This is a genomic window from Trinickia mobilis, assembly GCF_017315705.1.
Taxonomy (GTDB): Bacteria; Pseudomonadota; Gammaproteobacteria; order Burkholderiales; family Burkholderiaceae; genus Trinickia_A; species Trinickia_A mobilis.
The window spans coordinates 50459-71966 of the sequence record NZ_JAFLRF010000021.1; the positions used below are offsets into that span (position 1 = coordinate 50459).

At 60.6% G+C, this 21508-nt stretch carries 20 protein-coding genes and 3 pseudogenes; 15 read left to right on the top strand and 8 right to left on the bottom strand.

Annotation, left to right across the window (positions count from 1 at the left end; genetic code table 11):
• Nucleotides 1-44 precede the first annotated feature (44 nt).
• The 3 genes from J3489_RS24295 (at nt 45) to J3489_RS24305 (ending at nt 2287) form a co-directional block, all read left to right on the top strand.
• A complete protein-coding gene (locus J3489_RS24295) occupies nt 45-794 on the top strand; it encodes an amino acid ABC transporter permease (protein WP_207002422.1) in 750 nt (249 codons plus the stop codon).
• Entirely contained in the window at nt 791-1447 is a 657-nt protein-coding gene (locus J3489_RS24300) for an amino acid ABC transporter permease (RefSeq protein WP_207002423.1), read from the top strand. The genes J3489_RS24295 and J3489_RS24300 overlap by 4 nt, the downstream gene beginning before the upstream one ends.
• A gap of 114 nt (nt 1448-1561) precedes the next feature.
• On the top strand, nt 1562-2287 hold the full coding sequence (locus J3489_RS24305) for an amino acid ABC transporter ATP-binding protein (protein WP_207002425.1): 726 nt from the start codon (nt 1562-1564) through the stop codon (nt 2285-2287).
• Nucleotides 2288-2465: 178 nt separating this feature from the next.
• Here the strand turns inward: J3489_RS24305 and J3489_RS24310 are convergent, their stop codons facing one another.
• The 4 genes from J3489_RS24310 to J3489_RS24325 all read right to left on the bottom strand — a co-directional run bounded on the left by J3489_RS24310 (nt 2466) and on the right by J3489_RS24325 (nt 7507).
• Complete coding sequence (locus tag J3489_RS24310; protein ID WP_207002427.1) at nt 2466-4040, bottom strand: efflux transporter outer membrane subunit; 1575 nt, start codon at nt 4038-4040, stop codon at nt 2466-2468.
• Nucleotides 4037-5113 carry an HlyD family secretion protein gene (locus J3489_RS24315; protein WP_207002429.1) on the bottom strand — a complete coding sequence of 359 codons (1077 nt, stop codon included), beginning with the start codon at nt 5111-5113 and terminating at the stop codon, nt 4037-4039. The genes J3489_RS24310 and J3489_RS24315 overlap by 4 nt, the downstream gene beginning before the upstream one ends.
• Before the next feature lie 12 nt (nt 5114-5125).
• Entirely contained in the window at nt 5126-6751 is a 1626-nt protein-coding gene (locus tag J3489_RS24320) for an MFS transporter (protein WP_207002431.1), read from the bottom strand.
• A gap of 81 nt (nt 6752-6832) precedes the next feature.
• On the bottom strand, nt 6833-7507 hold the full coding sequence (locus J3489_RS24325) for an antibiotic biosynthesis monooxygenase family protein (RefSeq protein ID WP_207002528.1): 675 nt from the start codon (nt 7505-7507) through the stop codon (nt 6833-6835).
• 222 nt (nt 7508-7729) lie between these two features.
• Here J3489_RS24325 and J3489_RS24330 point away from each other — a divergent pair, with 222 nt between their 5' ends.
• The gene (locus tag J3489_RS24330; RefSeq protein ID WP_207002433.1) at nt 7730-8662 is read left to right on the top strand and encodes a LysR family transcriptional regulator; all 933 of its coding nucleotides are present in this window, start codon (nt 7730-7732) and stop codon (nt 8660-8662) included.
• Nucleotides 8663-8837: 175 nt separating this feature from the next.
• On the opposite strand, the gene J3489_RS24335 is transcribed toward J3489_RS24330, so the two are convergent.
• Nucleotides 8838-9833, bottom strand: coding sequence for a GlxA family transcriptional regulator (locus J3489_RS24335; protein ID WP_207002435.1), 996 nt, complete (start codon nt 9831-9833; stop codon nt 8838-8840).
• Nucleotides 9834-10344: 511 nt separating this feature from the next.
• Between J3489_RS24335 and J3489_RS24340 the strand changes: the two genes are divergently transcribed.
• Together J3489_RS24340 and J3489_RS24345 are read left to right on the top strand one after the other, a co-directional pair.
• Entirely contained in the window at nt 10345-10938 is a 594-nt protein-coding gene (locus tag J3489_RS24340) for an AraC family transcriptional regulator (protein WP_207002437.1), read from the top strand.
• 17 nt (nt 10939-10955) lie between these two features.
• Nucleotides 10956-11093 (top strand): annotated as a pseudogene (locus J3489_RS24345) (hypothetical protein); the annotation flags it as partial.
• A gap of 13 nt (nt 11094-11106) precedes the next feature.
• Here the strand turns inward: J3489_RS24345 and J3489_RS24350 are convergent.
• Nucleotides 11107-12012, bottom strand: coding sequence for a LysR family transcriptional regulator (locus tag J3489_RS24350; protein WP_207002439.1), 906 nt, complete (start codon nt 12010-12012; stop codon nt 11107-11109).
• Between the two features lie 645 nt (nt 12013-12657).
• Between J3489_RS24350 and J3489_RS24355 the strand changes: the two genes are divergently transcribed.
• The gene (locus tag J3489_RS24355; RefSeq protein WP_207002441.1) at nt 12658-12924 is read left to right on the top strand and encodes a hypothetical protein; all 267 of its coding nucleotides are present in this window, start codon (nt 12658-12660) and stop codon (nt 12922-12924) included.
• A 95-nt stretch (nt 12925-13019) separates the two neighbouring features.
• Here J3489_RS24355 and J3489_RS24360 read toward each other — a convergent pair whose 3' ends face one another.
• Nucleotides 13020-13856: an IclR family transcriptional regulator gene (locus J3489_RS24360; RefSeq protein ID WP_207002443.1), complete on the bottom strand. Its 837-nt coding sequence runs from the start codon at nt 13854-13856 to the stop codon at nt 13020-13022.
• Nucleotides 13857-14037: 181 nt separating this feature from the next.
• On the opposite strand from J3489_RS24360, the gene J3489_RS24365 reads away from it, so the two are divergent.
• From J3489_RS24365 to J3489_RS37845, 6 genes and pseudogenes are all read left to right on the top strand, one after another.
• Nucleotides 14038-15153, top strand: coding sequence for a cupin domain-containing protein (locus J3489_RS24365; protein WP_207002445.1), 1116 nt, complete (start codon nt 14038-14040; stop codon nt 15151-15153).
• A 6-nt stretch (nt 15154-15159) separates the two neighbouring features.
• Nucleotides 15160-15282, top strand: a pseudogene (locus J3489_RS37840) (MFS transporter); the annotation flags it as partial.
• 117 nt (nt 15283-15399) lie between these two features.
• Entirely contained in the window at nt 15400-16122 is a 723-nt protein-coding gene (locus J3489_RS24370; RefSeq protein ID WP_207002447.1) for a dienelactone hydrolase family protein, read from the top strand.
• On the top strand, nt 16119-17183 hold the full coding sequence (locus J3489_RS24375) for a maleylacetate reductase (protein WP_207002449.1): 1065 nt from the start codon (nt 16119-16121) through the stop codon (nt 17181-17183). Before J3489_RS24370 ends, J3489_RS24375 begins: the two co-directional genes overlap by 4 nt.
• A 248-nt stretch (nt 17184-17431) precedes the next feature.
• A complete protein-coding gene (locus J3489_RS24380; protein ID WP_207002451.1) occupies nt 17432-18523 on the top strand; it encodes a porin in 1092 nt (363 codons plus the stop codon).
• Nucleotides 18524-18552: 29 nt separating this feature from the next.
• Nucleotides 18553-18764, top strand: a pseudogene (locus J3489_RS37845) (fumarylacetoacetate hydrolase family protein); the annotation flags it as partial.
• A gap of 94 nt (nt 18765-18858) precedes the next feature.
• Here J3489_RS37845 and J3489_RS24385 read toward each other — a convergent pair.
• On the bottom strand, nt 18859-19773 hold the full coding sequence (locus J3489_RS24385) for a LysR family transcriptional regulator (protein WP_207002453.1): 915 nt from the start codon (nt 19771-19773) through the stop codon (nt 18859-18861).
• A 107-nt stretch (nt 19774-19880) separates the two neighbouring features.
• Here J3489_RS24385 and J3489_RS24390 point away from each other — a divergent pair, with 107 nt between their 5' ends.
• Nucleotides 19881-20870 (top strand): 2Fe-2S iron-sulfur cluster-binding protein, encoded by a 990-nt coding sequence (locus J3489_RS24390; protein ID WP_207002455.1) that lies wholly within the window; start codon nt 19881-19883, stop codon nt 20868-20870.
• A 16-nt stretch (nt 20871-20886) separates the two neighbouring features.
• Nucleotides 20887-21507, top strand: coding sequence for a cupin domain-containing protein (locus tag J3489_RS24395; RefSeq protein WP_207002457.1), 621 nt, complete (start codon nt 20887-20889; stop codon nt 21505-21507).
• Nucleotide 21508: the final 1 nt, after the last annotated feature.

Below are 21508 nucleotides of genomic sequence, written 5' to 3' on the forward strand. Positions count from 1 at the left end.
ACCGGCTTTGCGGACCAGCCCCACCTGACCATGAGCAGCACGTCATGACCTATGCATTCGATTTCAGCGGCTTCGGCTTCTACGCGGGCATGCTCGCGCGGGGCGTCGCTGTCACCCTTGGACTTACAGCGGTGTCGACGGTGCTGGGTGGCCTCATCGGTATCGCGGGCGCGAGCGCCAGCGTCGCGGGGCCGCGCTGGGCTCGCACGCTGGTCGCCGCTTATGTCGAGCTGATCCGCAACACGCCGTTTCTCGTGCAGCTGTTTTTCGTGTTTTTCGGACTGCCGGGTTTCGGCATTCGTATCGACGAGGTGCAGGCGGCGATCCTCGCGATGACGGTCAATCTCGGCGCTTACGCGACCGAGATCGTGCGCGCCGGTATCGACTCGATTCCGCGCGGCCAGATCCAGGCCGGGCAGGCGCTGGGCCTGCATGGACGCCAGGTGTTCCGCCATGTGGTGCTGCCGCAGGCACTGGCCAATGTGTTTCCGGCGCTGCTGGGCCAGGTGCTGATCGTGATGCTCGGCTCCGCCGTGGTATCGCAAATCTCGGTGCCCGACCTGACGTATGCGGCCAATTTTATCCAGTCGCGCAACTTCCGCTCGTTCGAGAGCTACCTGATCATCACCGCGACCTACTTGCTGCTGTCGATCGTATTGCGCCAGCTGCTGAACCGGCTGGGGTGCGGCCTCTTCGCAGGACGCACGCCACGCACGCCCGATGCACGGGGCAACTGGCGGACGCTGTTCACCTCGCGCGGGGCACGCACGCTTCCGACGGAGCGCTCACCATGACCGAATTCACGCTGTGGGATATCGCGCGCAATCTGCTGCTCGCCGCACGCTGGACCGTGTTGCTCTCCCTGGTCGCTTTCGTGTGCGGCGGTGCTGTCGGCCTGCTGCTGCTGGCGATGCGCGTGTCGCCGCTGTCATGGCTGCGCCGGGTGGTCTCGCTCTATGTCGAACTGTTCCAGGGCACGCCGCTGCTGATGCAACTGTTCCTTGCGTTCTTCGGCCTGCCGTTACTGGGCGTGGACGTGTCCGCATGGGTTGCAGCTGCCGTCACGCTGACGCTTTACACCAGTGCGTATCTCGCCGATATCTGGCGCGGCTGCGTCGAAGCCGTGCCGCGCGGCCAGTGGGCAGCGGGTGCGAGTCTGGGCATGACGTTCAGCCAGCAGTTGCGCTACATCGTCTGGCCGCAGGCGAGGAAGATCGCGGTCGCGCCGACCGTCGGCTTTCTGGTGCAGGTGGTCAAGAGCACCGCGCTGACGTCGATCATCGGCTTCACCGAACTGACCAAGGTTGGCACGATGATCACCAACACCGCGTTCCGCCCGTTTCCGATCTACGGGATGGTTGCGCTGATCTACTTCGCGATGTGTTACCCGCTGACGTGGTACGCGCGCCGGCTGGAGAAGGCGCAACGCGCGCAGGCCCACCGCTGACAATCGTCACGATGCGAGACGTCCTTTCCCCACCTTGACGTTGATTTGGTCTGGCCGCGTACTTCTACAGCCGCGAAATCGGCCGCGTGTGGCAAACCATGAATGGATTTCACGATGATCTCAATCAGCAATGTTTCGAAGTGGTATGGACATTTCCAGGTGCTGACTGACTGCACGACGGAAGTGAAAAAAGGCGAAGTGGTCGTCGTGTGCGGTCCCTCGGGTTCGGGCAAGTCAACCCTCATCAAGACGGTGAACGGCCTCGAGCCGTTTCAGCAGGGCGAAATTTTGATCGACGGCCAGTCGGTCGGCGACAAGAAGACCAACCTGTCGAAGCTGCGGGCGAAAGTCGGCATGGTGTTCCAGCACTTCGAACTGTTCCCGCACTTGTCGATCACCGAAAACCTGACGCTCGCGCAGATCAAGGTTCTCGACCGTTCGAAGGACGAAGCGGTAGCGAAGGCGCTGAAGCTACTGGATCGCGTTGGTCTGCGTGCGCACGCGGACAAGTTCCCGGCGCAATTGTCAGGCGGTCAGCAACAGCGAGTGGCGATTGCGCGCGCGCTTTCGATGGACCCGATCGCGATGCTGTTCGACGAACCGACCTCAGCGCTCGACCCAGAAATGATCAACGAAGTGCTCGACGTGATGGTCGAACTCGCGCAGGAAGGCATGACGATGATGTGCGTGACGCACGAAATGGGCTTTGCGAAGAAGGTCGCTCACCGCGTGATCTTCATGGACAAGGGCGTAATCGTCGAAGACGACCGCAAGGAAGAATTCTTCGCGAACCCGAAGTCCGATCGCGCGAAGGATTTTCTCGCGAAGATCCTGCACTAACTTCCCGGACATTCAGGACGCGGGCCGGCCCCGGGCTCCACATTCGCTGTCGGCAACCGAATGGCCGGTTGAATCCGCGGACTATTTGCGGCCACCGTCGTCGGACCAGCGCCGGCGTCCCGCCGCGCCGGCACGGCCCGGTAATGACCGGTGGTCACCCAAAAATTGAAAAAACCCCCTATTTCAGGGACCGCCGGCCCCCATCAACTTGAGGCGTTTGGACTGCGTAAGTCGATTCCCAGCCGCCGCCGAGCGCCTTGCAGAGCGTGATCAGATTTGCGGCAGCGGTCGCTTGGCTTTGCTCGAGGTTGCTCTGGCCTTCGAGCAGTTGCTTCTGCACGTTCAGCACGTCGAGATAGTCCAATGCCCCAGCCTTGTAGCGCTGCTGCGCTACGGCGAGTGCGCGCTGGTTCAGCGCCACCACCTCCTTCAGCTTGACGCGGCGCAGCTGCTCGGCATCGTAGGCGACCAGTGCATCGTCCACCTCGCGCCAAGCCTCGAGCACGGCGCGTTTGTAGACGATCGCGGCCTCCTGTTGTTGCGCCTCGCGTAACTGCAGTGTGCCCTTGAGACGCCCGCCTTCGAAGATCGGCATCGTGATGGAGGGGCCGAGAACAAACTGCCCCGACGCCCAGCTGGCGAGGCTGGAGAGCTGAAGGCTCTGGAACCCCGCACTGCCATTGAGCGAAATGTGCGGATAAAAGTCGGCTTTTGCCACACCGATCGATGCCGTGGCCGCATGCAATTGCGCTTCCGCTCGCCGGATATCGGGTCGGCGTTGCAGGAGCTCCGACGGAAAGCCGATGGGCACCTGTCCAGGCAGCTCGGGCACGTCATGCGGCTCGGCGAGCGTTTGCTTAAGCGCGCCCGGCTCCTCGTCGAGCAAGACACCAATCGCGTTGATCTTAGTCTCGCATTGCGATTCGAGCGTTGGAATCAGACTTTCGATCGACGCCGCCTGCGCGGAAGCATTGGCCACATCCAGATCCGTCGTCACGCCGTCCCGCTCGCGGATTTGCGTGAGCTTCGTGGTATCGCGGGCAATCTCGAGGTTTTGTTTCGCGATGTTCAACAGCGATTGTGTGTCGCGCAACTCGATATAGTCTCGCGCGAGTTCGGCGCGGGCAGACAACAACACGGCGTTCCGGTCTTCGTAAGAAGCATCCGATAAGGCGGACGCCTCTTCGACACCGCGTCGAGCCCCGCCCCAGATATCGAGTTCCCAAGAGGCATCGAAGCCCATTTGATAGAGGTTGTAGGCCGGCGACCCCTTGGAACCCGGTATCGGCGCCACGCCAAGCGGCGTTTTCCCCGAAGCCGATTGCGATTGGGGATCGAGCGAGGGGACGCCGAGCAGCGACAGAATGCCGTTCGGGCTGCCGCGCTCGCGGTCGTAGGACGCAGCGCCGTCCAGCGTGGGCAATTCCGCCGCCCCCGCAATGCGCTGTCCAGCGCGGCTTTGCCGCAGGCGCGCCGACGCCGCGGCCACATCGAGGTTCGCATCGGCCAGTTGCTTTTCAAGCGCGTTCAACGTGGGATCGTTGAACAGTGTCCACCAATCGGAATTGAATCCGGCTTCGACGGCCTCGCTGGGTGCTTGCGCCGCTTCGGTTCGTTCAAAGACTTGCGGCGGCGTGGACGTCGTAGGAGGTACGAAATTCGGTCCGACGGTACAGCCGGCGATCACAAGGCATGCCAAGATTTCCAACGCCAACGCGCGGATGGCGCGGAATGAAAAGTCGTGCGTACTCATTTTTGCGCTCCCGCTTCGGCCCGCGCATCGCCATGTCGACCGGTGGCCACTTCGGTTTCGACAGAAAGCCCCACGCTCAACGCAGACGCCGCCTCTTGACCTTTGTCGATGTCGATCTTGATCGGTACGCGTTGGACGATCTTCGTGAAGTTGCCCGTCGCGTTGTCGGGTGCGATAGGCGCAAAGCTCACGCCGGTTGCGGGCGCGAGGCTATCGATCCGGCCATGAATCACCACGCCAGGAAGGCTGTCCACCTTGATGCGCACGCTTTCGCCGGGCCGCATCTTGGTGATCTGGTTTTCCTGGAAGTTGGCGACGACATAGGCTTCGGAAAGCGGCACGATCGCGAGAACCGGCGCGCCGGGCGTCACGTATGCGCCAACGCGTGCGGAACGCCGTCCAACCGTGCCGTCGATCGGCGCGCGGATCTCCGTATAGGACAGGTTGAGCTGCGCCTGCTCGAGCGCCGCCTCGGCGCGTTCGAGCGCGCCGGCCGCCTTGTCGCGCTGGGTATTCAGTACGTTCAGGTTCTGCTCGGTCGCCTCCAGCGCGGCTTGGTCGTGGGCCTGCTGCGCAAGCTGCTCGGCGAGCGCGCTCGAGGCGTGCTGTTGCTCCTGAGCTGTTCCTGCGCCGGTTTGCGAGAGATCCTGGTAGCGCGCGGCGTTGTCGCGCGCAAACGCGATCGCCGCATCGTCGGACTTGAGCGTCGCGCGCGCCTGATCGACGAGCGAGGGCTGCCGCGCGATTTCGGCGTCGTAGTTCGCGACGGACGCCTTTGCCGCGGCGACGTCCGCTTGAGCACTCATCAATGCCGCCTTGTAGTCGCGGTCGTCGATACGCACCAGCAATTGCCCGGCTTTGACCGACTGGTTGTCGTCGACCAGGACTTCGGAGATCTGGCCCGGGATGCGCGGCGCCACGAGGGTGAAATCAGCCTCGACGTAGGCATCGTTGGTGGATTCGGTATTCGAGCCGCTTGACAGGCTTGAATAAGCCCATGCGCCAATACCGACTGCGACGGCGATAGCGGCCGCAGGAATGAGTTTGAGGGGAGATCGAGCAGCGGTTGACATGATTGCGTTCCCTTAGTGCGAAGAGGGGGGCGTCGTGCTCCACGGCGGGTAAATGCGCACGGGTAACACTGGCACGAGGAGAAGAAGCACGATGGCGACTCCCGCCATCACGAGGTAGAGATCCGCCGATGTCAGTACCACTGCTTGCTCGTGGATCCGGTGTGCAAGTTCGCCGAGGCCATGGCCCGCGTCGATGCTTTGGCTTGTGACAAGCGCGTGATTGCCTAATTGGTCCACGAGCATGTTCGAATGAAGACGTTCGCGATCGGTACCCAACCCTTCTATGAGACCCGTCGCCACAGCCGCGGAAAACGTCTTGAGCGAGTTGAACATCGCTGAAGCAAAGGGACCTTCTGCCGGGGGCAAGCCCGTCGTCACGCCCATCAGGATCGCGAGAATCACCATCGGCTGCGCGACGATCTGTATCGATTGAAGCCAGTAGAAGTTGTCGCGGATCCACTCGGACGTGATGAAGCTCCCCATCACGCACGTGGTGATCATGAGGCTCAATCCGATGGCCATGACCCACCGGTGGTCAACGCGCCGCAGATTCAAAAGTGCGGCCGTCAAGGGGAGCGTGATCAAGAGCGGCATCGCAACCAGCAGCGACAAAGGTGCAGTTTGCAGCGGCCGGTAGGTGTGAACATCGGCGAGAAATTGGCTGGGTATCGCAGCCACGCCAACCAGCAAGATGACCGCGCCCGCGAGTGTTGTGAGTCCGTGCGCAAAGTTTCTGCGCGCAAGCAGCTGCAGCTTGAAAAAGGGATGCGGGTGAAACCACTCGTTGACGAGGAACGTCACCAACATCAGCCCGCCGCCGATAAACATCACGCGAATGAACGCGGAATCGAGCCAGTCGAGACGATCGCCTTGCAGAAGGCCGATCACGAGCATGGCGACGGCCAGAAAACCGGTCAGAAACCCGGTCCAGTTGAATGCCGCGAGCCGTTCGAGTTTGAGCGGATCTGCCGGCAGCCCCCACCGAATCGCCACGCAGCTCACCATGCCCAGCGGCACGATTTGCCAAAAGACCATTTGCCAACCGACGTACTCAGTCCACAACGCGGCGAGCGGTGTGCCGAGCGTCGGCCCGAAGGTCGCCGTGAGCGCGTACCCGGCGAGTCCGTAGAGCTTCACTTTGGGCGGGAGATAGCGCAGCGCCACGATGATCAGCATCGGGGGAAGGCATCCGCCGGCCATCCCCTGCAGCACGCGCAGCCCATCGAGCGTGAGCAGGTTCGGCGCGAAGGGGCAAAGGAACCCGAAGAGCATCGTCGCGATCACGGCGCCGATCGTGAATCGCTTGAGCGTGAAGGTGATCCCAAACCACGGGGCAAACACCATCGTCGCCACATTGGCCGCCTCGAACAGAGCAGTTAGCCAGGTTCCATCGTCATGACCAATCGAGAACGCGCCCTGAATGTCCGCCATCGCTTGCGCCGTGACTTGCTCGTTGAGAATGGCCAAGAGAGACGCAAGCAGCATCCCGACGAGGCCGACGGCGAGGCGGAGCGAAAGAGTGGACTGTGGGGGCGTCGGCTGTGCGGGAGCCTCTGTCCTCGGCACAGGAGCGGGTGCCGGCGCCTGCGAGACGGTCAATGGTTCCGCTCCAGTGGTAAAAGGGTCGACGGTGGTCATGGAAACCTCGTTGCTGCTCGTATTCGATAGGAAATCTAATTATTTCATATCGAACCACATCGATAATGGAGTGCAGCCGAATTACTGCGTGCGTTGTGCCTCTGCAAAATATTGCGGTGCTTCCCGGCGATCGAACATTCCGTACTCTCGGATGATGCGGACGTTCCGCTGGCGCAAGCCATCTGCCGTCGCTGCATCGTGTTCGAACGCTTGGGCTGCCGCTTGGTCGCGCCACGTCACCACCGCGATCACGTCCCCCGGAGTCGTCAGTGCGTCGAACACATCCCAGGCAACGAGGCCAGGCGCGCGCGTATCGACGCCAAGCGATTTCGCCACCCCTTCCGCGCCAGCTCGCTTGACCCAGTCCGGCGAGAATTTCCCTTCACGCAGGGTCACTGCCGTGCCACGGCCCGTCGCGGTGACATCCAGGCGCTGCTCAATCAGGACCTGTCCCGCAGGCAGTTGGTCGTCGCTGACGACCTGGCCGATGCGCAAGCGATAGTCGGAAAACACCCGGTCGCGCGCGGCTTGCATGATCTTGTGGTGGGCTGCCTGGCTACGCCAACGCACGAGCGCCTTCTCGTCGCGCCAGCTCGACAGCGACAGAAGCCATCCCTCGCGTGTGAGGCTTGCGTAGCGATTGTTGTCGATGAACCCGTCGATCTTCTCGAGTTCGGGGCGCAGCACCATGGCCATGCCGAGATACGCGTTGAACTGTTCGGGCTTCGGATTGACTTCGAGCATTGCGGCAAACATAGACACCTCTTTCGGTTGGTTGGTGATACGACGTGCAGTGATTGTCGGGGAAAGCCCCAATTCATTGGGGCCCAAGCTAGTTGCTATTGGGCCAATGAATTTGCGATTTTTGCCAACCCTGCAAATGACGTTCCGATAACCATCACGGCCTGAAAGAGTCCTTTGCGAACTGATCGAATAGAATCACGGCGAGTGGACGCGGTGATCAGAGTGGGAGGCGGAATGGACAAGTTGCGTGAGATGGAGATTTTCGTCGCCATCGTTGACCGAGGCAGCTTTACTGCCGCGTCCGAGAAACTCGGCATGTCGGCCGGCGGGGTCTCGCGAGCGGTCAATTCGCTGGAATCCCGTCTCGGCACACAACTGCTCGCTCGGACGACTCGAACGGTTCGTCCGACGGATGCAGGCATGGCTTACCTCGAAGCCTGCAGGAAGGTGTTGGACACCATCACGGACGCGGAAGCCAGCATTGCGGCCGATCTACTCAATCCCGTAGGGACGTTGACTGTTTCCGCACCGGTCCTGTTTGGCCAGCGATATGTGGCGCCTCTGGTCAACGCCTTCGCGCTGCGTTATCCGGACGTCACCATCAACGCGGTGTACGCCGACCGAACCACGCGGCTTCTAGAGGAAGGGGTGGATGTGGCTCTCCGTATCGGCCACCTCGGAGACTCCTCGACATACGCCATTCCGTTGGGCTTTGTGCGGCGTCGGACGTACGCGGCGCCCTCCTATCTAGCCGAGCGTGGGGAACCCGTTCACCCCAGGGATCTGACCAATCACCACTGTGTGTCCTTCACCGGCGTCTCGCAACCGCTCGAGTGGGTGTTCAAGGAAAACGGTTCGAGGCTGCCCGTCAGAGTGCGGCCGCGGATGGTTGTCGACCTCGCTCCCGCTGCCATTCTCGCCGCCGCCGAAGGTGTGGGCATCACTCAGTTGCTGTCATACCAGGCGGCGCCAGAGGTAGCCGACGGCAAACTCCAACCGGTCTTGACGTCATTCGAGCCCGAGTCGGCGCCCGTGAGCCTGCTGCATGTCGAGCGGCGCAGCACCAGCGGCAAGATTCGCGCTTTCGTGGAATACGTGACCGAGACGCTACGCCAAAATCCGCACCTTCAGGCTGCGGACGCTACCGCAACGCGAACTTCCCGATAGGCCGTCACCGGCGCATCGAGGTCTAACGCCCTATTCAGTCCGCTTGGATTGGGGACGACCCACGCGCGTGCGCCGCCGAATGGCTCTGTTTGTCGCCCCCAATTAATTCCGCAAAATATCAACGACAAGTTCGGTTCAAGGAGATCGGGAAGCGATTGAAGCGAATCGGCGTCAGTCACGGATGAGCGAGTGCTTGAAAAGAAACCTGCGTGCCTGCATCGCCGCGGAATCGTTGTCGATATTGTTTCGGCGTGACTTCTAACCGCCGGGAGAACGTCGTGCGCATATGCGTGGCACTGCGGAAGCCGCATTGATAGGCAACGGTCTTCAGCGGCGCATCCGAATCTTCGAGCAACTTCCTCGCGCTGTCGACGCGAACCTGCTCGACAAACGCGGACGGTGTCACTTTCGCGTACTTTGCAAAGACTCGCGAGAAAGTCCGCCGGCTCACGCCAACTGCGTCCGCGAGTTGTTCGATCGAAAGCGCATCGGTTATATGCTCGGTCACATATCGGTGCACTTTGCCGATAATCGGATCTTCGTCCCTGCCTGTTCCCATATACGGGCTGTACTGAGATTGGCCGCCTTCCCGCTGGATATACACGACAAGACGTTTTGCGACACGCACCGCCAGTTCGTGTCCCCAATCTTCGGCGACCAGCGACAGGCACAGATCGATGCCGGCCGTCACGCCCGCCGACGTAATGAGGCGTCCGTCGCGAACGAAGATCTTGTCGGGCTGCAAACGTGCCTGCGGAAATTCGTGGGCCAGGCGGCCCGCGTCCGCCCAGTGAGTCGTCACTTCCTTGCCGTCGAGCAGTCCCGCATGGGCAAGCACGAATGCCCCATTGCAAACGGAGCCGAACCGTGTCGCGTTTCCTGCCTGATTTTGCAGCCACGTCAGAAAATCGTTCGACGGTTCAACGTCGGGCAATTGCGGCCCGCCTGCGATCAGCAGCAGGTCCCATTGCGTGTCGAGATCCGCATAGCTATACGGCACGGAAAGCCCCATCCCGTTCGAGCAGGTCACGGTGCCGGCCCGCGGGCCCACCAAAGTGACTTCATATTTCTGCTGCACAGTAAGCATCGTGTTGGCTTCCGCAAACACGTCGAGGGGGCCCGCAACATCGAGCGCTTGAACACCATCGAATATAACAATGGCGACTTTCATGCCGTGACCTTCATGGAGTTAATCGTCCCGTTTCCGATATCGGCGACCCGAATGGCTTTACCGGAACGACCGGACCAAGCCTGCGAACCTATAACGACGGCCGGTAACCGAGCTTACCGCGATGGCCCGAAAACAGGGACGTGCTGGGCTGAAACTATCTTTTGAGTGCGAGTAATAAATGGATTGAACTGGGGAGATGTCGAACTCACGTTGGCCCTCCAGATGCAACGCAATGCACGACTTCGCCGCTGCGGCGCCGTTGGCCCAAATCTCAAGTTGATTGGCCCAGCATGGCGACAACCGCGTGTTTCCTCGCCCGTGCCGGCCGAATAGACTTGGTTGCGTGGATCTGGCCGGCCGTAAGTGCGCCGGAGGGCCGGGCCCCTGGGCAACACGTAACCAAGGACAGATTCATCATGTTGAAAGACGTCATACCTCGCACCGCCTCGCCAGACCTGACACGGCGAGATGCGCGGCGCTCGTGTGCAGTGCATTCGCGGAGTGACGGCGTATGCAAGTAGCGATGATGCTGTATGAGGGATTTCGGCTGCTCGAAGTGACGGGCCCGATGGACGTTTTCCACGAAGCGAATCGCCTGAGCGGCGCAACGTTGTACGAGCAGCATCTCGTAGGACCGTCCCCGGGGCTCGTCGCGTGCTCGAATGGCGTAGCGGTGAGCACGACGGAATCTCTGTTGGATGTGCGTACATCATTCGATATCGTCGTCGTGCCGGGCTCGCCGGGCGTTGGCCCGGGGCCTGAGCATTGCGAACTGGTGGACTGGCTTCGTGATGCCGGAAGCAGGGTGCAAAGGCTCGCGTCGGTGTCCAACGGGGCTTTCTTGATCGCGCGCGCCGGCCTTGCCGACCATCGCGCGTTGACTACGCATTGGCGCGACGCACAACGTCTCTCCACCGAATTTCCCCTCGTACACGTCATCAGCCATCAAAGCTATTTGAAGGATGGCAACTTGTACTCGTCGCGCGGTGTGAGCGACGGTATCCGGGTGGCTTTGGCTCTCGTCCGGGAGGACCTCGGCGAAGAGTTCGTCAGAAGCGTCACAAAGTCATTGTCGAGGCAGCGCTCATGGCCCAAATGTAGCTAATTTTGGCCCATGCGCCGTTTGCCGAGCGCAACGGCGTTCCGATCATGACGACGCTCATGGGTCTTGGCGCCATCCCTGCCAATCACGAGCTGTATCTCGGCATGCTCGGCATGCATGGCATCGCATGCGCAAACTACGGGGTTGAAGACTGTGACGTGTAGCGGCGGCTCAAAATTCACTCGACGCCGACATCTCGGCGAGCTTGTTCTGGACAGCATCGACGAAGATCGTCGCAACCCGTCTAATGTGCCGATGATTGGGGAAGACCGCGCAGAAATCCGTTGCGTCCGATCGATACTCGTCGAGCACGGGTACGAGGCGCTCCGCCTCTATATCCCCCTTCGCGATCAGGTCGAACAGGAAAGCGATGCCAAGCCCTGCGACGGCCGCCTGCCTGACCGGGCGTGAAGTACTGGCGAGCAGGTGACCCTGCACCTGAACCTCAACACGTCCGTCGGGGCCGTTCAGATGCCACATGCCATGTCCGAAATCGCGCGAAATCAGAAGGCAGTCGTGCTGGCTGAGTTCGTCGAGGCTCGTTGGCATTCCGCGGGCCCCGATATATTCAGGTGATGCCACGAGCCGCCTGCGTGCCGTACGCAGAACGCGGCGCGTCGCGCTTTCGTCCAGCATCGACTCGCGACGCAATGCGAGATCGACACCGCTCGCCATCAGGTCGAGATACGCATTGTCGACGACGAATTCCAGCGTGACGCCCGGATAGCTCGCGAGAAACTCCGTGACCCATGAGTCCGGAAAGATATCGAAGAAATCGGCGTGCAAGGCGACGCGCAACGGGCCAATCGGTTCTGGATGCGTGTCGGCAGCTTGCTGCCCCGCTTGCATGAGTCCCCGAATGCTCGTCGCGCACTGTTCGTAGAACGTCTGCCCGATTGCAGTCAGCGTCAGCTTCCTCGTCGTCCGCAGGATCAACCGGCTTTTCAGCTCACTTTCCAGTTGCTGAACGTAGCGGCTGATCGTGTTCGCTGGCATCCCGAGACGTCGTGCGGCTTCAGCAAAACTTCCGGCCTGGACGACCTCGACAAAGAAATAGATTTCGTTCAGGTCAAGCATACATTCCTCGCGAATCTGGATGAGTCCCCCTCATCCGCGCTGTCTAGTGGTCGGATCGAAGGCGCCCTAAGCTGCCGTCGAAACAGCCAGATTAGACCACTGTTCACGGGCGTTCGTGTTTCCAGAATCCACCAGACATGCGCGGCTGCAATTCGCGGCCGCGCTGCTCGCCGAACCGCAGACCACCGGCTGATTGAGGTTCGCTACGACACACTGAAGCGCAGTGGGTATCGCTAAAAGATACACAGCAGAGCGAGACGGAACTGATCCGATATGTGACGCGCTGGTCGAACGCGTGCTCGCTTGCAAGGTCGTTGTGGCCCGCGCGGAGCTCGAACTCCGAGCACGCCTGTGAAGGCTCGGCTCCACGGCACCGCCGGATAGGTGCGCAGCGTTTTCGATGCCCGAAGTTCGGAGTTCGCAATTTGCCAAAGCCGGCAAACAAGGCATGCGCGCTCTCTTCGGCCACCTTCGCTTCGGCAAGCGGAGACTCATCAACCATCAACAGACATTCGCCAACCGATTCCGAAGAACCGTTCCTGGCCGACCATGATCTCGGGCCGCATCACCTCGAATGCGATCACCTTCTATAAGTGCGCTGTGCAAGAATCAAATTCCACGATGACCGGTCAGGAGCCAAAAGCCATGGAGCAACCTATTACAAAGCTTACGTCGCCGATCTTCACCTCGGACTCAACGATATGGTTTTCGGCCTACCGTTTCGGCTGGGGCTACCGCGCTTTTGCGCTCCCCGCCCACACGGTCCGCGAAAAGCTCGGCGCCGCCGATGAAAGCACAAAGCAACTCGCGCTCGCGTTCGAACTCGGCAAACGCCGGATCTTCCGGGCGATAGAGCAACAGGCGCCCCCACAAACAGGGGAACGGATAGAGCTTTCGCCTGCTGACCTCTAACCTTGCATTCGGTTCGTTGGGTAAAGTAAATGTCGGTTGTTGCCGAGATAGTGTTGAAAGATCCGAGTTCTCGGCCGGCGTCCACATAAGTGACGCTAAGCTTCTTCAGCTTGCCGAGTGCCAGCTCCTGCCCCGTAACCCAGTCGCTCCGATGCGAGCGCGGCGTAATCGAGCAATGATTTGATATGACGCGATTCCCCAAAAAGAGGTAGATCGTTCTCCCGTCCAAGCAGCCCGATCACGACAGTGACTTTACCCTTGTGATCGAAGATGGGGGCGGCAACGGCATTCACGCCCGGTACGCTCAGCCCCGCGATCGCAGCATAACCGTTCGCGCGTGTCTCTCTATGGAGTTCGCGCAACTGGGCAGACGTGAATTTTTGCCCGGAAACCGAAAGCGCATGCTCCTGAAGCTTGACGACCTTCTTGACGAGCTCCTCGGGCAAATGAGCTGCGAATACCCGTCCCGCCGCGCTAAGGTAGATGGGGAGTAGCGCACCAACGCGAATGTTCATGTAAATCGGTCGGTCGGATTCCTCCAGCAAACAGATGGTCGGGCCCATGTCGGTCCAGATCGCGCCGAAAGCCGTCTCCTGCGTGTTGTCCCTCAACTGTGCTATCGCACTGGCCGCTTCCTTGACAGGTGAGCATGCCCATAGTCCGGAGAGTCCTATCGCGATCGAGCTCCTGCCAACCCCGTAGTAGCCGTTGGTCGCGTCCTGCTCGACGAGTTCCGCCCGTGTGAGGCTCACCAGATATCGGTGCACCTTTCCGACGGGCATGCCGCATTTCGCCGCAAGCGATCGCAAAGGAACGGGCCTTCCGAAAGTCGCAAGCGCTCTCAGAATCTCTGCCCCGATTTCGACCGACTGAATGCCGGGACGCTGGTCGTCGGCCTGATCGTCCTGCTCGGCTTTCGTTTGCACGTTCATCGCCTCCTCTCATGAATTGGTGCGAAGGGTATCAGCGGCATCACTTGCCTTCAACCTGCGCAGTCCTTCCTGCCATGCCGAACCTTCACGACGCGTAGGCTTGACACGCGGCTCTGCGTCTTATATTGTGATACGCATCATACAATGTATGATATCGAGTGAATCCAAAAAGGAGATGGAGATGACCATGGTGCTTGATCATGCTGGCGCGCGCGCCCAACTCTCGAGCGATGCATCCGCGCTCAATGTGGTGGAGTTCTGGGAGCAGCGTATGGAGATTGAAATTGAGGAACCGCGGCTGACGGCTGTGCCGTATCACTGGAAGTGGTCCGACATCAGCCCGCGGCTCGCGGTGGCCGCCAAGACCGTGCCGATCGAGGAGTGCGAGCGGCGGGCTCTGGTGTTCTCCAATCCCGGGCTGTCTGGTAAGCCCTACATCACGCAGACGCTGTTTGCTGCCTATTCGCTTTACAACCCGGGGGAACAGGCGCCGGTCCATCGTCATACGCCGAATGCGAGCCGCTTCGTGCTGGAAGGCAACGGCGGGTTTACCGTGGTCAACGGCGAGAAGATTCCAATGTCGCGCGGCGATCTCGTGCTGACGCCCAACGGCTGCTGGCACGATCACGGAAACGAGGGGACGGAACCGGTCATCTGGGTCGACGTTCTCGACGTTCCGCTAGCCGAGTCGCTCAATGCAACGATGTTCGAGTTCGACTACGTCGAAGATAAGCAGCGGAAGACGATCCAGTCGATCGCCGCGCCGTCAGGGTATTCCACGCATCTGTACTCGCGCGGGGGGCTCACGCCGACCTTCGTCGACCACCGCAGGGGCCGCGTCGATCACTCCCCGATGTTCGTCTATCGATGGAAGGACACGCGAGCCGCGCTCGACGCCATGTCCCATCTGCCTGGCAGTCCATACGACGCGATCACGGTCGAATACACCAACCCGGTTAGCGGCGGGCCTGTGATGCAGACGATGTCTTATAGAAGCACGTTGCTGCGCGCAGGCGAACGGACCTTGCCACAAAGGCGAACTTCTTCCTCGATGTTCGTCGTGTTGGATGGCACCGGAAAAACCGAAATCAACGGGAAAACGTTCGAGTGGAAACCCAATGATGTCTTCTGCGCACCCCCATGGTCGTGGTATCAGCATGAATCGACTGGCGGCCAGGCGGTGCTCTATTCGGTGACTGACGAGCCCGCGCTCAAGAAACTCGGCTTTATGCGCAAACAGGGACGTGACGACGACGGAACCATTCTTGAGTTGGAGGTGGCGACGATCTCTCGATAAGGAAACCTGGCAACTTCACCGCGCACACTTGGCGGCGAGGAGCATGCCGTCAAGCTAACCCGGGGACTCGTCGCGCTCTTCGCGTTCAGTTGCGGCGCGATCGCCGCCAACTTGTACTGCGCAAGCCCATCATCGAGCTGATCGGCTGTCCGCGCGCCCTTGACAGGCGGCTTAGCATCTTATACTGTGAGATGCATATTTCATTATAAGATACCGCGACAAAATCATTTTTGAACTGGAGGCAGCATGACCGCAGCACAATTCCCGTCCGGCTGGCAGACGGTTTCTCGACAAGGAGACATCGAAGCGTTCTGCGTCGGCCCCGCCGAAAGCGAGAACGATGCGCCGCGCGGCACCATTCTTCTGCTTCAAGAAATCTTCGGGGTCAACCAAGCGATGCGCCACGTCGCGACCAAACTGAGCGAGAAGGGATTCAGGGTCGTGTGCGCAGACGTTTTCGGACATATCGAGCGCCGGGTCGATCTCGGCTACGGCGAGGCCGATCGCCAACGCGGCTTCGCACTGCTCCAGGCGTTCAATCCGGAGACGGCTCTCAATCACTGCAACGCCGTGGCGGAGTGGGCGCGTCACCTGCCCGGCTCCAATGGCAAGCTGGCCGTCGTCGGATTCTGCATCGGCGGTCTGCTCACCCTGAAGTACGCCGCCCGTTTTCATTGCGATGCCGCGGTTTCTTTCTACGGCGTGCGGGTTCACGAGCATCTGAAGGAGTTGCGCACTATCGAATGTCCGCTGCAATACCACGTGGGCGAGGCCGACACTCACATACTCCCGGATCATATCGACGCTGTCGAGAACGTCGTCAATGGCATGCCGAACGCAACCGTCTACACCTACAAAGGCGCGAAACACGGATTCTTCAATTCGTTGCGTGAGGAGGCTTTCAGCCGGGAGGCCTTCCTCGAGGCCGATCATCGCATGCTCGAATTGTTGACGGAGCGACTTCGATGATTCCGCCGTTCCAGTTCGAGTGCCACTCGCCGACAGTCCTGTTCGGGGCGGGCCGCGTCGCTGACCTTGCGGGCCGTCTCGATCAGATCGGAAAGTCGCGCGCATTGCTCGTCACAACGGAGGGCGGCGCCCGCCGCTACCGGCAAGTCGCCGAGGTCCTTGCGTCCCGGCTTCGCGCCTCGTTCGATCGCGCGGTGCCGCACTGTCCCCTCGAGGTAGCGAATGCGGCACTCGACGCGTTCCGCCGGCGGGAATGTGATGCCGTCGTCACCGTCGGTGGAGGATCGACTATCGGCCTCGGCAAATATATCGCGGCGGAAACCGGCGCGCCCCATATCGCACTGCCGACCACGCTCTCGGGGTCGGAGATGACGCCGCTGTTCGGGGTCCTCGTGGATGGCGAAAAGCGCACCAGGCGGGAGCCCAGGGCGCTCGCCAATACCGTCATTGTCGATCCGGTGCTCGCGCGGTCTTTGCCGATCCGCGAGACAGCGACCACCGGCATGAACGCGCTCGCGCATTGCATCGAGGCGCTGTATGTCCCGAAGCGCAATCCGTTGACCAGTCAGCTCGCGCTGACCGGCATCGACATGCTCTACCGTGCGTTGAGGAAACTGGCGGATGAACCCGCCGACCTGGAAGCCCGGACCGAGGCGGCTTATGGCGCAACGATTGGCGGCTTGATGATCAATTCGGTCGGCATCGGCATGCATCACCGGATCTGTCACATACTGGGCGGGCGCTTCGAGGTGCCCCACGGCGAGTCCAACTGTGTCGTGCTGCCGCACGTCCTCGCTTATAACGCGTCGGCGATACCTGAGGCATGCTCGATGATGGCATTGGTGATGGGTGCCCATCCCGCGGCGGCACTGCAGCGACTCGTACGCGATCTAGGGGCTCCGGTCGCGCTGCGCGAACTAGGTGTTCCGGCCGACAGCATCATCGCCATCGCCAGTGAATCTTTCCACCACATCGATGACAACCCCTTGCCTGTCGACGAGGCCGCCGTGCTCAAGTTGCTGCAAGCAGCATGGGCCGGACAGGGGCCGGCCGTGAGCTGAGCGCAGCGGGGGTTCATCGCACCATCCATCCGACGCCAGCGGTTTCGCCTCGAGGCCGCTAGCGGCTGCCGTGTATCTCATGACCTGGACGATACCGGCCGTCCGGACCTGCAAGGAACCTGGGAATCGATCCGCTGCAGGCCGGCGGCAGACATTCGGCCTGCGCACACCGTGACGGAGCCCACAGGAAGTTTGCTTAGTACACCATAAATTACAAAGCGAAGATCGTTAAGACAAAGGAGACGTCAATGGAACTGCGTAGTGTGTTGAGGGGTGTCGCTTTCTTCTCGCTCATGCAAGCGTCATGCCTCGCATACAGCCAGAGCAGCATCACGCTATACGGCATCATCGATACGGGAGTCGAATACTACAACCATGCTGCCGGTGGTGGCAGTTTCGCCGGTGTGCCCACATTGACTGGCGAAGTGCCTTCGGAGTGGGGATTGACGGGCGTGGAGGATCTCGGGGGCGGCAACAAGGCGTTTTTCAAGCTGGAGAACGGCTTCGCGCCGGGCACCGGCGGCTTCAATTACGGTGGCCGGGAGTTCGGGCGACAGGCGAACGTGGGGCTGCAGACCGCCTACGGCTCGCTGACGCTTGGTCGGCAGATCAACATGACGACTTACTCGCTCCTGAGCGCTGACGTTATCGGACCGTCGGTTCATTCGCTGTACGTCTTCGACAACTATCTTCCCAATGCGCGCAGCGACAACGCCGTCGGCTATATGGGAAAGTTTGCGGGCGTGACCATCGGCGCCACATACAGTTTCGGGCGTGACGCAGCCGGGCCCGCCGGCCCCTCCGCGACGAATTGCCCGGGCCAGGTGGCCGGCAATTTCCTCGCCTGCAAGCAATACACTGGCTTGATCGCCTACGATTCGTCCCGTTTCGGCGCAGCCGTGTCGTATGACCGGATGCGTGGCAACGAGGGGGCGTCCGCGCCGCTGACCAATAGCGCCTACACCGACACTCGCTCTGTCGTCGATGGCTATTTCAAGCTCCCGAGCCTGAAAGTAGGCGGTGGCTGGATTCACCGTAACTTGTCGGCTGGTGCCGCGAGCATGGTCTATAACCTGTACTTTCTCGGACTCACTTATACGCCGATAACGCCGCTGACACTCGACGCGCAAGTCGACAAATACATCCAGTCGGGCGTGACGAGTTCGACTGAGCTGGTTGCGCGTGCCAGCTACAATGTGAGCAAGAATACGTCTGTCTATTCATCCCTGGGTTACATGATCAACGGCCGAAACGGTAGCACGTCGGTGGCTGCCGGCGGTACGGTCGAGCCGGGTGCGGAACAGCTCGGCGTGATGCTCGGCGTGCGGCATGCTTTCTGAATCCATTGACTTCATTTAATCAGGACACCATGGCTTTCATCTTTCCGCCGCTAGCACCCATTGCCATTCCAGTCGCCGGCAGTGACGACGTACTTGAAGTGCATCGAGTGTATTGCGTGGGACGGAATTACGCGGACCATGCAGGAGCGGGAGCGATATCCCGGTCGAAAGCGCCCTTGAGCACGTCTGGGATTACGCTGCCGGCCTCGACATGACGCGCCGCGATTTGCAGATCGAAATGCACACATAGCGGCCCGCAGGATCGCAGCTTCGTAGGGCGGCGTGTCGCGATCGGTCGCTCGACCGCCGCATTCGACAAGCGGCAAACGATCGCCTCACCGTCGCCCGGCATCCGAGAATAAATCGGCGATCAGATTGCGCAGCCATTGGTTGCCCGGTTCCTTGTGCACTTTCGCATGCCAGAAGATGTTGATGCCGATCCTTGGCAATTCGACAGGATGCTTGACGTAGGCCAGCTTGAATGGCGCCAGACACTCAACCGCGTAACGCTCCGGAACCGTGGCGATCATATCCGTATTCGAAAGGATGTGCCCGACGGCGACGAAATGCGGCACGGTAAGCCGGACGTTTCTGCGAATGCCTTTTCGCTCGATCATTTCGTCTGCTTTTGCATGTCCGGTTCCCGGGGAAACGACAACAACGTGGTCGGCTTCGGTGAACTGCTTGAGGGAAATCTTTTTTCCCTGAAGCGGGTGAGCTTGGCGAAACATGCAGACATAAGCTTGCTGGAACAGACTGCGCTGCAAAAATCCAGCCTTCAGTTGTGGCAGAAAACCCATCGCAAGATCGACCTGTCCCGCCTCCATCGCATCCCTCAAATTCACCGCCGTGTTGCGCAGCGTACTCACGGAAACTCCGGGGGCAACACGCGCCAGTTTGTCCATTAGCTTGGGCAAAAAATAGACCTCCCCTACATCGGCCATGCCGATGGTGAATTTTCGTGTGCTCGTGGCGGGTGAAAACTCGGCTTGCTGGTTCAACGAGCTTCGAATCGTGCTTAACGCGAAGCTGATTGGCTCTGCAAGCTGACTCGCGTAGAGGGTCGGCTCCATCCCCTTCGATGTGCGAATAAAAAGCTCATCCTGAAGAAGTTTGCGCAGCCGGCTGAGCGCGTTGCTCACGGACGGCTGCGTCAAACCAAGCTTATCAGCCACCCTGGCTACACGACGCTCGATGAGCAGCTCGTTGAAAACGACCAGCAGGTTCAGGTCGATGTCATTCAGTTCCACGATCTCATTCACCAGGTAAATGTTGATAATTCACGATATCGCGTTTACCAATGTTAGGGCGGTTCATAGAATTCAGCCAAGAAAGATTTCCGAGTAGAACGAATCTCATGGAGCTAATTGTCCATCCGCTTGACCGCACGCTGGCTTTCTCGCCGGGCGCCAATCTGCTGGAGGTGCTGCGCGAGCACAACGTGCCGATTTCGTATAGCTGCACGGCTGGCCGATGTGGCACGTGCCGCTGTAAGGTCACACGCGGCAGCGTGCTCGTGTCGGGCTCAGAGACACAGATCACCCGCATGAACGAGGGCCAATTTGCGCTGGCCTGCATGAGCGTATTGACGGAAAACTGCGAGATCGAGGTACCGGAACCCGATGAAGTCGTCACTCATCCGGCGAGGGTGCTGAAGGCCACGGTCGTGGCGATCGAGGACATGACGCACGACATCAAGCGGATCGTGCTTCGACCGGCCAAGCCGTTGTCCTTCTCGCCCGGGCAATACGCTCAAGTCCAGTTCACGCCGAACCACATCCGGCCGTATTCGATGGCCAGTCTTGCGTCAGACGAAGAACTGGAATTCCACGTGCGTCTGGTCCCTGGTGGCCGGGTATCGGGCTATATCAACACTGAGCTCGCCGTCGGTCATTCGGTTCGCGTGAGCGGACCGCTCGGCACGGCATATCTACGTGAGAAACACTCGGGGCCGATGCTATGCGTCGCAGGGGGGACTGGTCTCGCACCCATCCTGTCGATCGTTCGCGGCGCCATGGGGGCGCACATGACCAATCCGATCTATTTGTACTTCGGCGTGAGGTCCCCGCGTGACGTCTATGGCGTGAACTGGCTGGAAGATCTTGCGCGCGACTGTCCCAACCTGTCGGTTCAGGTGGTCTCGACTTCGGATACGACGGGACAGTCCATGCGCACCGGCCTCGTCACCGATGCGATAGCCAGCGACTGGGGCGACAGCCTGAAAGACTTTCGCGCATACCTCTGCGGCTCGCCTCCGATGGTAGAGGCCGCCACATTGCTTCTCAAACAGCGCGGGATACCACCCGAGCACGTTTATGCCGACGCGTTTTACGCGGTCGGCCCGTAATCCGGAGACAACCATCATGCATGGTCACACCGTAGAACCTGCGCAAGCGCAGGCGAGACGCGAGTACTACGATCGCATCGATAAACAAAACTTCACCCCGTTGTGGGAAGTGCTCGATCGGCTGGTCACGCCGGAGCCCGCCTCTCCCGCAGCGGCGGCCCTGTGGCGCTACGCGGAGATTCGCGAGCCCCTCATGGAAGCAGGCCTTCTCATCAGCGCAGCCGAGGCTGAAGGCCGCGTCTTGGTGTTCGTCTATCCCCATGAACGTACCCGGGAATCGCTGCTGGGGATTGCCCAGGGCGAACCCGACAGGCACCTCGGCTTCAAGCTGCGCTATGTGAATCCGGCCACCGGCGGCTCGCCGATGCCGACGATCGGGGCCTTTGCGCAGCGGCTTCCTCGGGGGTTCGAGACCCGGCCTTACCGGTGCACGGACGGTACCGTCTACGTCTGTCTGGAGGGTTCGGGCCAGGCCGAAATCAACGGAACCGTACACAGCTTTGGCCCCAACGACATTTTCGTCGTTCCTTCCTGGAACGCACTGCGCTTCCATGCAACAACGGATACGCACTTGTTCAGTTTCAGTGACCGTCCGGTTCATCAGGCGCTCGGCCTTTGGCGCGAGGCGCGGGAGTAAC

Bases quoted from the DNA above. Each gene is read 5' to 3' on its own strand.
- J3489_RS24305 (WP_207002425.1), top strand. From the start codon at position 1,562: ATGATCTCAATCAGCAATGTTTCGAAGTGGTATGGACATTTCCAGGTG.
- J3489_RS24340 (WP_207002437.1), top strand. From the start codon at position 10,345: ATGCAAGTAGCGATGATGCTGTATGAGGGATTTCGGCTGCTCGAAGTG.
- J3489_RS24350 (WP_207002439.1), bottom strand. From the start codon at position 12,012: ATGCTTGACCTGAACGAAATCTATTTCTTTGTCGAGGTCGTCCAGGCC.
- J3489_RS24390 (WP_207002455.1), top strand. From the start codon at position 19,881: ATGGAGCTAATTGTCCATCCGCTTGACCGCACGCTGGCTTTCTCGCCG.
- J3489_RS24330 (WP_207002433.1), top strand. From the start codon at position 7,730: ATGGACAAGTTGCGTGAGATGGAGATTTTCGTCGCCATCGTTGACCGA.
- J3489_RS24325 (WP_207002528.1), bottom strand. From the start codon at position 7,507: ATGTTTGCCGCAATGCTCGAAGTCAATCCGAAGCCCGAACAGTTCAAC.
- J3489_RS24335 (WP_207002435.1), bottom strand. From the start codon at position 9,833: ATGAAAGTCGCCATTGTTATATTCGATGGTGTTCAAGCGCTCGATGTT.
- J3489_RS24360 (WP_207002443.1), bottom strand. From the start codon at position 13,856: ATGAACGTGCAAACGAAAGCCGAGCAGGACGATCAGGCCGACGACCAG.
- J3489_RS24300 (WP_207002423.1), top strand. From the start codon at position 791: ATGACCGAATTCACGCTGTGGGATATCGCGCGCAATCTGCTGCTCGCC.
- J3489_RS24310 (WP_207002427.1), bottom strand. From the start codon at position 4,040: ATGAGTACGCACGACTTTTCATTCCGCGCCATCCGCGCGTTGGCGTTG.
- J3489_RS24295 (WP_207002422.1), top strand. From the start codon at position 45: ATGACCTATGCATTCGATTTCAGCGGCTTCGGCTTCTACGCGGGCATG.
- J3489_RS24355 (WP_207002441.1), top strand. From the start codon at position 12,658: ATGGAGCAACCTATTACAAAGCTTACGTCGCCGATCTTCACCTCGGAC.
- J3489_RS24395 (WP_207002457.1), top strand. From the start codon at position 20,887: ATGCATGGTCACACCGTAGAACCTGCGCAAGCGCAGGCGAGACGCGAG.
- J3489_RS24380 (WP_207002451.1), top strand. From the start codon at position 17,432: ATGGAACTGCGTAGTGTGTTGAGGGGTGTCGCTTTCTTCTCGCTCATG.
- J3489_RS24375 (WP_207002449.1), top strand. From the start codon at position 16,119: ATGATTCCGCCGTTCCAGTTCGAGTGCCACTCGCCGACAGTCCTGTTC.
- J3489_RS24320 (WP_207002431.1), bottom strand. From the start codon at position 6,751: ATGACCACCGTCGACCCTTTTACCACTGGAGCGGAACCATTGACCGTC.
- J3489_RS24370 (WP_207002447.1), top strand. From the start codon at position 15,400: ATGACCGCAGCACAATTCCCGTCCGGCTGGCAGACGGTTTCTCGACAA.
- J3489_RS24315 (WP_207002429.1), bottom strand. From the start codon at position 5,113: ATGTCAACCGCTGCTCGATCTCCCCTCAAACTCATTCCTGCGGCCGCT.
- J3489_RS24365 (WP_207002445.1), top strand. From the start codon at position 14,038: ATGACCATGGTGCTTGATCATGCTGGCGCGCGCGCCCAACTCTCGAGC.